Below are 14741 nucleotides of genomic sequence, written 5' to 3'. Positions count from 1 at the left end.
ATGCGGTTAGCTGTTAACCAGCTATAACGGTTATTCCGGTTTCACCAGGAAAAGGGGCTGCCCATACTCGACCAGCTGTCCGTTCTCAACCAGCACTTCAACGATTTCTCCCTTGATGTCCGCATCAAGCTCGTTCATCAGCTTCATAGCTTCGATGATACATACTGTTGTTTTCTCAACAACTTTATCACCAGCGCTCACAAAAGGACCCGCTTCCGGCGAGGAAGCTCTGTAAAAAGTACCTACCATCGGAGATACAATTTTATGTAAATGACTTGTAGTATCGACCTGCGGAGCAGCTTCACTTACCACTGCGGCCGGCTGTACTTGCGGAGCAGCAATCATTTGCGGTTGCACAGCAGCTGCTTGAACATACTCCGTTTTGCCCGGTTTGCGGATCGATAACCGTGATCCTTCATTTTCAATTTCCAACTCTTGAACGGAACTTTCATCTACCAGTTTAATCAGTTCTTTGATTTCACTCAATTTAAACATTTCCATTATTCACTCCTTCGGCATCATGCCAGTCTCACTAGGACGGTCATATGGCTTTATGTATTATATCATAATCATTAAAAATGGAAAGAGCCCGAGAGTACAACCAGCTCCCGGGACTGCATTTCCATGATTTGGATTACTGTTCTGTGACGTATTGCACGCTGATTTTGTTCTGTGAAACCGCCAATTCTTTCATGACCAGATCCACAATGGAGACCGCCTGTTTTACATCCAGTTTGTCACTGAGGACCACCACTTTATACTTGTCGGCATCTTCTTGAACGATCGCATTAGCGAACTGTTGAGAGAGCGTCTCCTCAATGCCAGTGATTTTAGCTTCTTTTTCTTCCAGTGTACGGAGCTGCTCCGTTGCTTTGGCATTCTCCTCTGGTGTTTTACTCAAGTCACCTGCCACGGTCATCAGTTCCTCATACTTGCGATTGTTGCTCTCTTCACGCTGCCATTGGTAGTTCTGGAACTGGCTGCTTGCAGATGCTGTCGTATTCTGCTCTTCCATTTCCTTGAGGACTTCCTCATCTGTCTTCGTTGCAGTGCCGCCTGCCTGACCGTCTGTCTCGGGTGTAGTTGTTGCCCCTTTGTCGGTATCTTTGTTGGTTTCTTTGCCTGCCTCACCCTTATTCTCGCCTGGTTCGACAGCAGGTGTTTTCTCTGCATTTCCAGCTTCTTTACCTTCCGTAGCCGCCGGTTCTTCCACAGCGCCAGCCGCACTTGGATCATTTTCAACTTCGCCGCTATTTACCACTTCATTCACAACCAAACCTTCTGTAGGATCAAGAATGCCTGCCGTCTCCTTCGCTTCCCCTTGCTTGATTCCATCCACTTGCTGACTGTCAGCCACCGGCGCGTTGACTGGACCGGAATCCTCAGTGAACAGATAATACGCGGACAAAATGACCATCAGACTCAGCATGGAAACGAGCCATACCGTTTGACGTTTGTTATTCATTAGAACTTCCTCCTCAAATTGGCTTCAATCTTATGAGAATTGAATCTTGTGATTCAACACATCAGATTAGTCTTGTTTGCGCGGTACAACCGAGATCCGGTAGGCTGCCACATTCAGTCCTTTTTCCACAGCATCGGTTATCAGGTCCTTCACAACCTTGTTCTCTGCACCCCTCGCAACAACAAGCACCCCACGGATCTGCGGTTTGAGCTTTTTGGTCACTATAGGTGTCTGATCCCCTGATATTTCGTACGTAATAATCTCGCCATCACGGGTATATTGCGTCATATGTCGCTTGCCCCCGCTAGCATCGGTTTCTTCGGTAAGTTGCTGAGAATCCTTCACGTTCCGCTGAACGACCAATTCTTCTGTGGAATCCACGGTAACCATCACATCAACCGTTCCTACACCAACAATGTTTTCCAGCACACCTTTGATTTTGTCTTCAAATGCAATTTCGATCGCCTGAAAAGGATTCTGTTCCGACGGATCACTCTGTATGGATGCCATGGATGTTGTCGGGTCCGGTGGTTCCCGACCGATATTTTCGGAATCAATTTTTTTGACATTGACGAAGGAATTGAACAGCATGATTCCCACCCCGATCAAACCAAGGATAATCAGCCAGCGGAAGGTTTGACTTCGCCTTGCCCCACCCTCTCCGCCACCCATCCAGGTTTCCATCTTTTTGAACCATTGTTTCATCGGACACCCTCCTTCTCAGAGCACTCCAGCACTTTTTGGTTCTGTCACTTGAACGTTGTTCGCATCAACATCCCACTTTTCAGTCAACAATGTAATAATCTGCACCGCATGTTCGGACCTTGTGGATGTCTCACCTTGCTGCTTCGTCTCATCTGTCTGATCACGTATAACAGGTTCGGAAGACGCTTCATTTCCATCACGTTGCCCTCTACTCACATCAATCTGTACATCAGGCACTTCAATCTGACCGATCTGGATGGGCTGCTGTATTTGATGTGTTTCATCCTTCTCGGATTCTGTGTTTGTTCCAAATATGGGTTGTGTATTTGCAGCGACTTCTTGCTGCCCTGCCTTCACTTCTCCTCCTGCATCCTCTCCGGCCATCTCGACCAATACACGCTGGATTACAGGCAGTTCGACTGATGAGGCAGCTTCCATCTCGGTTTCATATTTACTCATGGTCAGCTGTACCTCTACGGATTGAACCCTCGCTCCTGTTGTTTCTTCAATCTGGCCTTTCATGACATTAGCCAGTTCTTCCGCTGTCCATTGTAAGGATTGTTCCTGTTCACCCGCTTGCAGCCGCTTGCCCTGAGCTAATATCTGTTCGAGTGTTGCATTCCCATCCGATGGAGCATCCATTGCCGACATTGCCCGTTTCAGTTCGCCAACCGGATCACTTTTGAGCAGCTTGGTTATGGGGGATAAAAGGGTCAGCAGGATGAGAAGGCTCAGCACAAGCTTGACATAACGTTCCATGGATCGATTGGGCAACAGCATATCCACAAAAGTCGCCAGCAGAACGATCATTATCAATTCCTGGAGCCAGTTGCTCAGCCACCCCATCCTTTCCATCCCCTTTCTTGCCAACATACATTCAGCGCATCATGACAGTCAGATTGCCCGCGGTCAGCAAGATGGTAATTGCCAGAAAAAACATCAGCCCGACGGCTGCGAGCGCCGCAAATACGTAGATCATACTCTTGCCGATGGCCTGAAGGCATCCTACAATCGGGGTGTCTCCAAGCGGTTGCATAATGGCACCAGTTACGTTGTATATCAAGGCAAGAGCCAGGATCTTGAGTGCCGGAAAGGCACATAGAAACAAAATGATGATCACTCCGGTGAGTCCAATCGCATTTTTGACAAGTAAAGAAGCTGTAATTACCGTATCCGTCGCATCCGCAAATGTTCTGCCCACGACAGGGACAAAGTTGCCTGCGATGTATTTGGCGGCCTTCAGGCTAACTCCATCCGCTACGGAGCCCGATGCTCCCTGAACCGAGATTACACCCAGAAACATCGTCAGCAGGATACCCAGCAGTGCCACACTAATATTGCGGAGGAGGTCTGCCAGCTGTGTCAGCTTGTACTTGTCAGACAATGAACTGACGAGATGCAGAACAGCTGAGAAGAAGAGTAACGGGAATACCAGCAAGTGAATCAATGTACTCACCAGATGAATCATGAAAATGATGAGTGGATGTGTCACGGAGACGGTGATGACATTACCCATGGACGCAAGCAGTGTGAATAACAAGGGAACCATGGCCATCATGAAGTTGATCATGCCAGTTATGGCATCCTTGGCGTATCCAATCGCCACACTAAAGCTGTTGATTGCAATGATGATGATGACCATATAACAGATGGAATAGGCGATTTTACTAATATTATTTTTCTCAAATGCGGTCTGAAGCGTCTCCAGAATCATGCTGAGTACGCTTAACATCACAATCGTGACCAGAAGCTTACCATTATATAAAATTTCATGCAGCATGAAGGTTCCTATCGCTACAAACACCGATTTCAGGCTGAACCCTTCATTGCCGGGGATTAACATATCCATGAAGGAAGGGGTCTTCCCATCCGGGAAGAAACCACCGTATTGTTGCATCAGTTGATCCCAGTATTTCTCCACCTGATCCTTGGGAAGCTGATCGGCCTGCTGCTCCATCCACTCACCGGAAGGTGAGGTTGCAGCAACCTGTCCCAGGATACCAAACAGAAAACAGAGCATCAGCACAACCGTAAGGCGCCACTGCGGCTTATGATGCATTGATTTCATATGAAGTCCGCACGCCCTTTCTACACCGGCATCAGCTTCATGACGGTTTCGATAATAATGCTGATGATCGGTATAGCAAGTACAAGAATCAGTACCTTACCAGCCAGTTCGATCTTGGACGCAATGCTCTCCTGACCTGCATCCCTGACAATCTGTGCGCCAAATTCAGCGATGTACGCTATGCCAATAATTTTCAGCACCGTTTTCAGATAAATACTTTCCATGCCTGAATTCTCGGCAAGCCGCTTCAACACTTCGATGACTGCACCGATTTTGCCAATCAACAACATGAAGATGACAATGCCGGTCGCGGCAGCAATCAGAAAAGCAAACATCGGTTTCTGTTCCTTAATGACCAGAATGAGCACTGTTGCGATGAGCGCCAAACCTACAACTTGGATAATTTCCACAGGTCACCACCATCCGGCTTCATGACCGTTTTTCATTGAAAAAGAAATATCGATTTGATCTCTTGTAGCAGGCTGTCCAGCATACGGACCACCATGAACAATACAACGACAAATCCGATTACGGTCACCCAGTGAGCCATATCTTCCTTTCCCATTTGTTTCAGTACCGTGTGAATCATGGCGATAATGATTCCGATACCCGCAATTTGAAAGATTGCGTTCACTTCTAGATTCATGACCTTGGCACCTCACTATCCCGGCTATTTCAGAAGATCAGAATGACGATTAACGCTCCGACAAGCATCCCGAGGCTTCGGCTCATTCGTTCATATTTCATTTGATCGGCCTGGGCACGGGATTCCTCATGCATTAGTTGTTGAATGGCTAACGATATATGTTTGGTCTGATCCTGACGGTCACTTGTGCCAAGGCTGAAGCTTAATTGCAGCATCACTTCCTTCTCGTCAGCCTTCATGGCCGATCTTCCCCACGCCAGATCCACGCCTGACTGCAGACTTTCCCGGGCAGTGAGTCCATGAGGAGGTTCCATCTGTGTAGCTGCATGAAGAAACAGCGTCTTTACAGGTTCTTTGGTCTGTGCTCCCATCTTGCCCATGGCATCGGGAAGTGGAGTGAGCCCATAGTTAATCTCCGTCATTAGTCGCTGGAGGGCTGCAATGAGTTCTCGCAACTGTCTCGGTCTTAATGCATACTGTCTGGCCTTGTAAAATCCGGCGAGGGTGCTGGCTAACAGAATAATTACCGCACCAAACATGTTAACCAAAGGCTTCACCTCCTGCCCCGGTCTGCTGCAACCCACGCATTTTGCCATCAGCCAGCCGAAAGGTCATGCCCCGGCTCGTCCGTTGCAGCTGGACATAACGTTGAAACATCTGCTCCGTAATTAAGGTTCTGAGGGCGGGTCTGGCCGACAGCTCCGATAGGTCACGGCCATGCGCAGTCGCAATCACTGAAACTCCTGCATGCAGGGCTTCCATCACCGCCTCGGCATCCTCCGGACGACCGATCTCGTCCACAATCAGGACATCGGGCGACATGGAGCGAAGCATCATCATCATGCCCTCAGCCTTCGGACAACCGTCCATCACATCTGTTCGAGGACCTACGTCGAAGCCAGGTACTCCTTTGTAGCTACCAGCTATTTCGGACCTTTCATCTACAATGCCCACTTTCAGACGCGGACGTATTCCCTGAACCAGTTCAGTTCCCCCTGTAAGCTTTGTACCACTGCTAATTTGTCTCGCCAGATCTCGCAGTAACGTCGTTTTCCCTTGTTGTGGTGGTGATAGGATCAACGTGTGCAGGACCTGTCCGCTCTTCATATCGAGAAGATAAGGAAGGATACGATCAGCCACTCCATGTACCTCACGGGCTACCCGAACGTTAAACCCGTTGATGTCACGCAGGTATTCGACACGCCCACCGCTCAGTACCGTTCGGCCAGCAAGTCCGATTCGATGTCCTCCAGGTATGGTGATGAACCCTTTACGCAGTTCCTCTTCCAATGTATAAAGTGAATGGTTACTGATCAGGTCCAGCAACCTGTGCGTCACTTCTTTCTGAGGAACATACGCTTCTTCAGGATTCCCGGTCGGACAACCTTGAGGTGTCAGGAAGTGGTATGTGTTGCCTGCATTAATCTCCAGGGGTCTGCCTTCACGAATACGTACTTCCTCCACTTGTTCCAATAGAGCGGGTGGCATTCTTCCAAGAATGGTTCGGATCGGTTCCGGAAAAAGTTCCCTCCAGTTCACCTTCATGAGTAGGCTCCTCCAACCTTGAGATCATTTGGTTCACACTTCTGGCGCTTGTTCATATCTCAAGTTTATGCCTGTACATTTAATTTATGACGCTGAAATCTATCAATTCTTCAGAATACGGTTGAGAGTTGAAACCATAGATGCACCTTCTGTTCTAGGCACCCGTCTAGATGTGCATGCATATAGTATTTGCAGATAGGTAAGTTCCATTTCGGTTCAAAACAGAACTACCGATCCCCAGATACAGAAAGGAGTTGTGGGGAGTGCGAGTTGATGTCGTTGGCAATGTGAATGAAGTACGTACCATTGATATTGCAGGGCGAAGTGCAGTTGTCATTGATGTATTGTGTACGACCAGTACGATTATTACGGCTCTGGCGTATGACGCTTCCGCTGTGATTGCCGTAGAGACCGTTCCACAAGCCAAACAAATGGAAGTGAAAGATTGCATTCGAGGCGGGGAACGTTTTGACAAAAAAATCACCGGATTCGAGGTGGGGAATTCCCCCTATGAATATATGACTGAGGACATTGCAGATAAAACAATCATACTGACCACAACCGATGGAACCCGAGCCTTGATTAAAGCTTCCCGGGCGAAACATGTACTAGCTGGATCATTTCTCAATGTCAGGGCTGTCGCAGCAGTTCTCTGCCAACTTCAACGAGATGTATTGCTGTTATGTGCGGGGAATCAGGATGAATTTGCACTGGAGGACGCCTTGTGTGCTGGATGTATCATCGACGAACTGCACCGGCAATCCTGTTCTCCCCTCCAACTAAACGATCTCGGCATAGTACTTCATCAGGCGGTATCCCAATGTCAAGAGGGCATCCCGGAGCTGGTTCAGGGATCTGTTAGCGGGCGTAGGCTTGAAAAGTTAGGCAGGGTTCATGACATTTCATATTGTTCTCAATTAAACTTGCTGGATTGTGTTCCCGAGATGGGGGAGGGAAACCTCATGCAACCTTATAGAGGCATACGTGGCGGAAAGATGTTCAAGTTGATGTGAGAATTGCCATGAGAAAAACAAAAAAAGGTGTACTGCTGCCCGTTGGCAACAGTACACCTTTGCTAATTAACATACACAGAAGATACTTATCTGCGATCTTGAGGTCCACCGATAACGGCTTGCTCGGCAGTGTCGAGATCATATGCTGTATGCAATGCCTTAATGACGTCATGCAGCTTATCTCCGTCAATAACACAAGATACTTTGATCTCGGAAGTGCTCACCATCTTGATACTCACGCCTTCAGCGGAAATAACTTTGAACATCTTCGCAGCTACACCTGGGTGACTGACCATGCCTGCGCCAACAATGGAGATTTTAACGAGGTTCTCCTCAGATGTGACTTCACGGTAAGGCAAGCGGCTGTGAAGGCCTTCAATGACACGTAATGCGTTCTCACGATCAGACAGCGCCACAGAGAACGAGAAGTCCGCTTTGCCATCCATCACTCCGCTCTGAACGATAATGTCCACATCCAGCTGATTGGATGCAAGCGCACCAAATACTTCGGCCAGAACTCCTGGTACATCCGGCACACCCAGAATACTGATGCGAGCCACGTTTTTGTCATAGGCAATACCACTAACCACTACGCCTTGTTCCATTGCTGCTTCCTCCTTCACAACCGTTCCTTCATTATGGTTAAAGCTGGATCTTACAATTAAAGGTACACCGGAATGCTTCGCGTACTCTACTGCACGCGGATGCAGCACCGCTGCTCCCAAATTAGCAAGTTCCAGCATTTCGTCATAGGATATTTCCTTCAGCTTGCGCGCAACCTTAACGATCCGCGGGTCCGTAGAATAGATTCCGTCTACATCCGTATAGATCTCACACGCATCAGCCTTAATTGCTGCCGCCAGCGCTACAGCTGTTGTATCCGAACCACCACGACCCAGCGTTGTGATCTCGCCGTCTTCCGTCATGCCCTGGAAGCCTGCAACAATAACAATGTTGCCCTCGGCAAGTGCTGCATTCACACGGTCAGGTTGAATATCATGAATACGTGCCTTTCCGTGAACCGGCTCTGTGCGGAATCCCGCTTGCCAGCCCGTAAACGATACTGCCTTACGTCCAAGCGCTTGAATAGCCATCGATAACAAAGAGATAGAAATCTGTTCTCCTGTCGTTAAGAGCATATCCATCTCACGAGCAGGCAGATCACTATTCAGTTGTTTTGCCTGATCAATCAAATCATCTGTTGTATCCCCCATGGCCGAAACCACGACTACACACCGATGTCCTTCATCAGCTTTTTCTACAACACGTCCGGCTACACGCTTCATGCGTTCTGTATCTCCGACCGAGCTGCCCCCAAATTTCATGACGTACAATGACAACGCAAATCCACTCCCTACCTTGTGCAGTATGCATAATTAATGTCCATCGTCATTATTCTCTACGAGAAATGACTTTAACCCAGTATATTACGAAAGCGCCTCATAGGCTAATCTTTTTTCGAAAAAACCCTCTGCCAAAGGAATGGCAAAGGGTTGTTAATACCGTTTATTAGCTTACAGCTTGTGAAAGTTACGCACGGGAAGAGTATTTACCTTCACGTGTGTCAATCAGGAGAACGTCACCTTCGTTAATGAACAAAGGAACCTGTACGTTCAAGCCTGTTTCCACTTTTGCATTTTTGGTAGCGCCTTGTGCAGTGTTACCTTTAACACTTGGCTCAGTCTCAATGACTTTCAACTCAACGCTTGTTGGCAAGTCGATTCCCAGGATTTCACCTTGGTAGCTAACAATCTTAACGATCATGTTTTCTTTCAGGAAGTTCAATTCCCATTCCAGTTGATCACTAGTCAATGTGAACTGATCATATGTTTCGTTATCCATGAACGTGTGCTCTGTACCGCTTGCATACAGGTAGGATACGCCACGGTTTTCGATGATGGCACGACCAATAGTTTCGCCTGCACGGAATGTTTTTTCAACGGTGTTACCGTTACGCAGGTTTTTCAATTTGGAACGTACGAAGGCAGCGCCTTTACCTGGTTTAACGTGTTGGAAATCAAGCACGGTATAGATATCGTTATCTACTTGCACGGTCAAGCCTGTTTTAAAATCGTTTACTGAAATCACAAAAAATCCCTCCTGATATGGTTAAAAAGTAGGTGATATAAGACGATGGGTTAATATAAAGGTGAGCTCATCTACTTGGTGACTCTGTGCGACTTGACCGTTTCGGGTTCGGATCGTTCTTCCGATCGCTGTTGTCTCCCCATTTTCATGATTGAACTGGAATGCGGTTGAAAATAGGGAGACAAAGGCGAACGCTTCGCTTCTTCAGAATCGATTCCGTCCCCTTCACTGTGTTTGCGCTCGCATAGAATCAATCGTAGATGTACACCTCTATATTAAAAATCGTCTTATATCCCTTGTGGCTGTAATTTAGCCGATTACGGTGAACTTCTTGTCCGACTTCGTGAGAATATGAATACCCGTCTCGGTAATCACTACGTCATCCTCGATACGCACGCCGCCAAGCCCATCAATATATATACCCGGTTCAACGGTAACAACCATACCCGGTTTCAATACATCGTCGCTAAGCTTGGACAAGCGAGGAGCTTCGTGAACTTCCATACCCAGACCGTGGCCTGTGCTGTGTCCGAATTGATCTCCATATCCGTGACCTGCAATGATATCACGAGCCAATGCATCTGCTTCCCGTCCGGTCATACCCGGTTTCAGGTTCTCCAGCGTATGTAACTGAGCTTCCAGTACAATGTCATAAATTTTGCGCAGTTCAGGTACAGGTGTACCTGTTGCAATGGTACGTGTCAGATCTGAACAGTATCCGTCCAAAAGTGCACCAAAGTCAAATGTAATTAACTCATTCTGTCCGATGACCTTGCTGCTCGCTACACCGTGAGGCATAGCAGAACGTTCACCCGAAGCTACAATGGTGTCAAACGAAGAGGACGTTGCTCCATGTTTGCGCATGAAAAACTCCATCTCCAAATCCACTTCACGCTCCGTCATTCCTGGTTTTGCAAACTGCAAAACGTGGCTGAACGTGGCATCCGCCAGATCTGCTGCTCTCTGCATGACCGCGATCTCATCTTCATCCTTGAACATACGAAGTTGTTCCACGATCCCGGATACAGCTTTCAGTTCAATAGATTGAAGTGCTTCAGCATAAGCGGAATGCGTGCCAAATGTGACACTATCCTGCTCGAAGCCCACTTCTTTGATATTCGCGGATGTCAGCAATTCGCGCACCGTATCCATCGGCTTAGCTCCATGCTCCACAACGGTAAATCCTTTGGCTTGCTGAGGCGCTTGTGACATATAACGGAAATCAGTCAGCAGATATGCATCCTGTTCCGTAATCAGCACATATCCTGCCGAGCCTGTAAAACCCGTCATATAACGACGGTTAATCGGGTTTGTAATCAGCATTGCAGTGAGTTCATGCTCACGCATGGCTTCACGTAACTTATTTACTCGTTTGTTTTCCATCGGTAACCCTTCTTTCTCTCACATTCCCGGGTTCCCGGCTCAGGTTTGTTTGTCCAGATGACGCACAAGAGCCAGCAATCCCAGTTCATAGCTTACTTCGCCAAATCCGGCAATCTGCCCGATTGTTTCCGCTGCAATCACTGAATGATGTCTGAACGCTTCGCGTGCATGAATGTTGGATAGATGTACTTCCACCGTAGGGACTTTTACAGCATTGATTGCATCACGTATAGCATAGCTATAATGGGTAAATGCTCCGGCATTCAGTATTAATCCGTCTGCCTCACCCAACGCTGCATGAATGCGGTCAATGATGTCCCCTTCATGGTTCGATTGATAAAAAGCGATGGAGACGCCAAGTTCATCAGCCTGTCTGCGAATTTTGTCTTCAATATCCTTCAGACTAAGCGTTCCATAGATGCCCGGTTCACGTACACCAAGCATGTTCAGGTTCGGACCATTGATCACAATAATTCGTTTCATCGCTGCTCCACCCTCTCTGCAAATAACCATCTGCTATTTTAACACAGCCATTGCCGGATTGAGAAGCTTTTTTGCGCTATGCCCCCGCTTGCTCCGGCTCGCGTTTGCGTTCGTCCGTGTACTCCATGGCTACCGTGTAACCAATGAACAGCCCCCATAACAAAAAGAAACAGAGTTCCGTGATGATCGAATCCCATGTTAAACCGTTCAAAGGTTTCATCATCCCCAGTTTTGGTCCGACCAGTATGAAGAGAATCAGCCACCAGACGATTCCATACACCATGCCGGGTAACGGCCCTTTCAGTTTTCTAATCGTGAACGTGTAAAGCAAGGATGCCAAGATGGAAAAGACGATAAAAAACAACCAGCCTGTCAAATGTCCCGCTGCGGTATATATATATTCATGTTTGAAAAAAGGCTCGGCCAGAAATCCGACAGGTACAATCGTAAAATGCAACAGATAGAATAGCCAATGCAGCCCGCCCCAGATAAAACCGGCAAAGAAGCCAAGCTCTAACGCAAAGGAAAATGGCTTGGTGTAGTAGTGTGATTGACCTTGCCTCTGGGTAGGGCGCCTGCCCTTGTCTTTTGGCTGCCGCTCATTGGGACGTTGACCTTCATCTTGTGATCTATTTTCATGCTTACGTTCTGTCATCGATATTCTCCTTCATTCAGTTGATAATCCCGCATTATGCCTCGAATTTCCGCTCCGATTCTACGAGGTAGTATGTTCAAAACAGGACAATCTTAACAACATCCTTCAAGGTTTGACTCACAAACTAGAAATTGGTCTTAAAATTCGATACAATAGGGTTATTAAACTGCCTTTGATCGCGAAGGCCTAGAACAGAATAGGAAGGTGAATAATTTGCCTCAACAATCCAAGCCTGTCAGCTATGGGGGGCAAGCTGTCATTGAAGGCGTAATGTTCGGTGGGAAACATGTCAACGTTACAGCTGTTCGTAGAAAAGACGGCGAAATTACGTATCTGGAAGTTCCCAAGCAAGACAAGTCCTGGGTCACGAAATTGCGGCGGATTCCTTTATTACGCGGAATTGTCAGCATTATAGATTCAAGTGTCAAAGGTAGCAGACATCTCAATTATTCTGCTGACGCCTATGCTGATGATGAACTGGAACCGGAAGAGAAAGCCAAGCAAAAAGAGAAAGAAGGTTCGGGCTGGAGCCTTAGCATGATTATTGGTGTGACCGCCGTCGCCATTCTTTCATTCCTTTTTGGTAAAGTTGTGCTCACATTGCTTCCTGTTGTTATCGAGAATTTTCTATTCAAAAATGCATTCGACAATCAGTTTTTGCATAATTTACTGGAAGGCGGCATTAAGCTGATCCTGTTACTCGCCTATCTGTGGTTAATCTCACAGACGCCGATGATTAAACGTCTCTTCCAGTATCATGGGGCGGAACACAAAGTAATCAGCGCACATGAAGCTGGTGAAGAACTGACACCGGAGAACGTGCAAAAGTACAGCCGACTGCACTACCGCTGCGGAAGCAGCTTCATTATGTTGACTGTCATTATCGGAGTGTTTCTATACTCCCTCTTCACGTACGATAACCTCTGGGAACGGATGGGTCAGCGTCTGTTGTTATTGCCAGTTGTGCTAGGCATTTCTTTTGAACTGTTAAAGCTCACGAATTCAGTACGTGATATTCCTGTACTGCGTTATCTCGGATACCCAGGATTGTGGCTGCAATTGCTGACAACAAAAGAACCGACCAACGAACAGGTAGAAGTGTCCATTGCTTCGTTTAACCGTATGCGTGAGTTGGATGCCAAGCTTGCCAATGTCTCCGCTACGTCAGAAGTACCTGTTGCAACACTCGATCCTGTGAAAGGGTGAATGATATGAACAAGCAGGCAATCTTATTTTGGACGTTCATCGCACTAGCTGCTGTTGGAGTCTTGACTTGGCTGGGGAATGCTAGTCCATCCAGGATCATTATTCCTCTGGTCGTGTTCGGAGCCGTATTCCTGCTGTACAAATATCCGCCTCGTCGCTGGGCAAGCAAAACCAAATCACCAAAGATTAAGCCATCGGCACGAACCATGGCGAAAGTCAATGCACAGTCCAGTGCCAGAAAGAGCAGCGGCTCTTCAAAGAAGCGTAAGGATTATCCTTTCCAAGTGATTCAGGGACAAAAAGGTAAAAGCGATGAAGATATACCGAAATTTCACTAAAAGGTACTGAACATACAAAAAAGCAATTCTCCCAACATGCGGAGAATTGCTTTTTTCACGTTTATACAGGAATCAGAGGTGGAGCTTCTGCTTGTTTCTTGCGCAATTCTTTTCGTTGTTTGTCCAACTGTTCACCATACATTTTCATATTCCATCCGTTGAAAAATTCGCTCCCTGCGGTTGCGCCTGATCGATATAAGGCTGTGCTGTCCTGTAACGATAAATGAAATTGCGTCGGTTTAATCCCAAGCGTTGGTATCTTCACTGTACGAAACCGATTAATCTGTTCGATGTAGCGTTCATCATGTGCTGTGAGCATCGTCTCCACAAGGGCCTGAAGCATGCTTAGCGGTCCTTTAATCCGGGCAGGTTCCACTTCCGTCTTCCCCACCATTTTGAATCCGACAACCGGAATAAAGTCTCCTCCTCGTTCAGAACGATCACCATCGAAGAGCCACAACGGAAAATTGCTAAGCAATCCACCATCCACGACATACACAAACTGATCTTGAAAAGGAAGTCCTTTGGAGAATACTGGTGATTTGCGTATGACTACCGGATCGAAAAAATACGGGATACTACAACTCATACGTACCGCCTTTGCAACATCCAGCTTCGCAGGGTCAATGCCGAACCGCCGAATATCGTCTGGCAACACCAGAATGGTCCCATTGGATATATCGGATGCGGTAATAAGCAACTTACCTAGTGGCAAGTCAGCGAATGTGCGAATCCCTTTCTGCTCCAGCATCTTGCGAATCCATGATTCCAATGCCTCCCCCGAATACAAACCTTTCTTCAAGAACAGCCTCGCTGCGGGGCCAATCCATCGGGTATTAAATATGTGGGAACGACGCAGCAATGAAACAAAGGGGGTATTCTCAATAATGACTTTCATCTCCTCGGCGCTGTAACCGGCCGCTAGTAGAGCAGCTACAATGGAACCGGATGATGTGCCTGCCACTCGATTAAACTGAATGCCGCAGTCTTGAGCACCCTGCACAGCACCTGCAAGCGAGATCCCTTTGACGCCTCCACCTTCAAACACCGCGTTAATTAACATAACAAAAAACCCCCGTTCTCCAGGCAGCCACATTTCTACTGCCACTCTATGAGAACAAGGGTTTGTCTTATCACTGTATTGTT

General features: G+C 47.4%; 18 protein-coding genes. 3 read left to right on the top strand and 15 right to left on the bottom strand.

The window, feature by feature from the left end; translation table 11 throughout:
• Positions 1–30 precede the first annotated feature (30 nt).
• The 9 genes from accB to spoIIIAA all read right to left on the bottom strand — a co-directional run bounded on the left by accB (position 31) and on the right by spoIIIAA (position 6429).
• Positions 31–495 (bottom strand): acetyl-CoA carboxylase biotin carboxyl carrier protein, encoded by a 465-nt coding sequence (gene accB, locus QF049_RS02725; RefSeq protein ID WP_036614903.1) that lies wholly within the window; start codon positions 493–495, stop codon positions 31–33.
• Between the two features lie 139 nt (positions 496–634).
• Positions 635–1465: a SpoIIIAH-like family protein gene (locus tag QF049_RS02720; RefSeq protein ID WP_307534655.1), complete on the bottom strand. Its 831-nt coding sequence runs from the start codon at positions 1463–1465 to the stop codon at positions 635–637.
• Between the two features lie 66 nt (positions 1466–1531).
• On the bottom strand, positions 1532–2170 hold the full coding sequence (gene spoIIIAG, locus QF049_RS02715) for a stage III sporulation protein AG (RefSeq protein ID WP_307534653.1): 639 nt from the start codon (positions 2168–2170) through the stop codon (positions 1532–1534).
• A 15-nt stretch (positions 2171–2185) separates the two neighbouring features.
• Positions 2186–3016, bottom strand: a complete 831-nt coding sequence (gene spoIIIAF, locus QF049_RS02710) for a stage III sporulation protein AF (RefSeq protein WP_307534651.1) — start codon at positions 3014–3016, stop codon at positions 2186–2188.
• Positions 3017–3047: 31 nt separating this feature from the next.
• Positions 3048–4190 carry a stage III sporulation protein AE gene (gene spoIIIAE / locus QF049_RS02705; RefSeq protein WP_373428329.1) on the bottom strand — a complete coding sequence of 381 codons (1143 nt, stop codon included), beginning with the start codon at positions 4188–4190 and terminating at the stop codon, positions 3048–3050.
• Between the two features lie 68 nt (positions 4191–4258).
• Positions 4259–4648, bottom strand: a complete 390-nt coding sequence (gene spoIIIAD, locus QF049_RS02700; protein ID WP_017687586.1) for a stage III sporulation protein AD — start codon at positions 4646–4648, stop codon at positions 4259–4261.
• Positions 4649–4680: 32 nt separating this feature from the next.
• Complete coding sequence (gene spoIIIAC, locus QF049_RS02695) at positions 4681–4884, bottom strand: stage III sporulation protein AC (protein WP_017687585.1); 204 nt, start codon at positions 4882–4884, stop codon at positions 4681–4683.
• Positions 4885–4913: 29 nt separating this feature from the next.
• Positions 4914–5432, bottom strand: coding sequence for a stage III sporulation protein SpoIIIAB (gene spoIIIAB / locus QF049_RS02690; protein WP_036614389.1), 519 nt, complete (start codon positions 5430–5432; stop codon positions 4914–4916).
• A complete protein-coding gene (spoIIIAA, locus tag QF049_RS02685) occupies positions 5425–6429 on the bottom strand; it encodes a stage III sporulation protein AA (RefSeq protein WP_036674989.1) in 1005 nt (334 codons plus the stop codon). Before spoIIIAA ends, spoIIIAB begins: the two co-directional genes overlap by 8 nt.
• A gap of 263 nt (positions 6430–6692) precedes the next feature.
• Here spoIIIAA and QF049_RS02680 point away from each other — a divergent pair, with 263 nt between their 5' ends.
• A complete protein-coding gene (locus tag QF049_RS02680) occupies positions 6693–7442 on the top strand; it encodes a 2-phosphosulfolactate phosphatase (protein ID WP_307534646.1) in 750 nt (249 codons plus the stop codon).
• 86 nt (positions 7443–7528) lie between these two features.
• On the opposite strand, the gene QF049_RS02675 is transcribed toward QF049_RS02680, so the two are convergent.
• The 5 genes from QF049_RS02675 to QF049_RS02655 all read right to left on the bottom strand — a co-directional run bounded on the left by QF049_RS02675 (position 7529) and on the right by QF049_RS02655 (position 12051).
• Positions 7529–8782 (bottom strand): aspartate kinase, encoded by a 1254-nt coding sequence (locus tag QF049_RS02675; RefSeq protein WP_047843625.1) that lies wholly within the window; start codon positions 8780–8782, stop codon positions 7529–7531.
• Between the two features lie 190 nt (positions 8783–8972).
• A complete protein-coding gene (gene efp / locus QF049_RS02670) occupies positions 8973–9530 on the bottom strand; it encodes an elongation factor P (protein ID WP_307534644.1) in 558 nt (185 codons plus the stop codon).
• Between the two features lie 309 nt (positions 9531–9839).
• Positions 9840–10913 carry a M24 family metallopeptidase gene (locus QF049_RS02665; RefSeq protein ID WP_036674988.1) on the bottom strand — a complete coding sequence of 358 codons (1074 nt, stop codon included), beginning with the start codon at positions 10911–10913 and terminating at the stop codon, positions 9840–9842.
• 39 nt (positions 10914–10952) lie between these two features.
• Complete coding sequence (gene aroQ, locus QF049_RS02660; RefSeq protein ID WP_145322649.1) at positions 10953–11396, bottom strand: type II 3-dehydroquinate dehydratase; 444 nt, start codon at positions 11394–11396, stop codon at positions 10953–10955.
• Positions 11397–11472: 76 nt separating this feature from the next.
• Positions 11473–12051: a YqhR family membrane protein gene (locus QF049_RS02655; protein WP_307534641.1), complete on the bottom strand. Its 579-nt coding sequence runs from the start codon at positions 12049–12051 to the stop codon at positions 11473–11475.
• A 213-nt stretch (positions 12052–12264) separates the two neighbouring features.
• Between QF049_RS02655 and QF049_RS02650 the strand changes: the two genes are divergently transcribed.
• On the top strand, positions 12265–13257 hold the full coding sequence (locus QF049_RS02650) for a DUF1385 domain-containing protein (protein ID WP_062835280.1): 993 nt from the start codon (positions 12265–12267) through the stop codon (positions 13255–13257).
• Between the two features lie 5 nt (positions 13258–13262).
• The gene (locus QF049_RS02645) at positions 13263–13595 is read left to right on the top strand and encodes a hypothetical protein (protein ID WP_036614407.1); all 333 of its coding nucleotides are present in this window, start codon (positions 13263–13265) and stop codon (positions 13593–13595) included.
• Positions 13596–13656: 61 nt separating this feature from the next.
• Here QF049_RS02645 and QF049_RS02640 read toward each other — a convergent pair whose 3' ends face one another.
• Positions 13657–14658 (bottom strand): patatin-like phospholipase family protein, encoded by a 1002-nt coding sequence (locus QF049_RS02640; RefSeq protein ID WP_307543080.1) that lies wholly within the window; start codon positions 14656–14658, stop codon positions 13657–13659.
• Between the last annotated feature and the right edge of the window lie 83 nt (positions 14659–14741).

Origin of the sequence: Paenibacillus sp. W4I10 (genome assembly GCF_030816325.1) — a bacterium.
Classification (GTDB): Bacteria; Bacillota; Bacilli; order Paenibacillales; family Paenibacillaceae; genus Paenibacillus; species Paenibacillus amylolyticus_B.
This window is presented reverse-complemented; position numbering and strand designations above follow the sequence as displayed.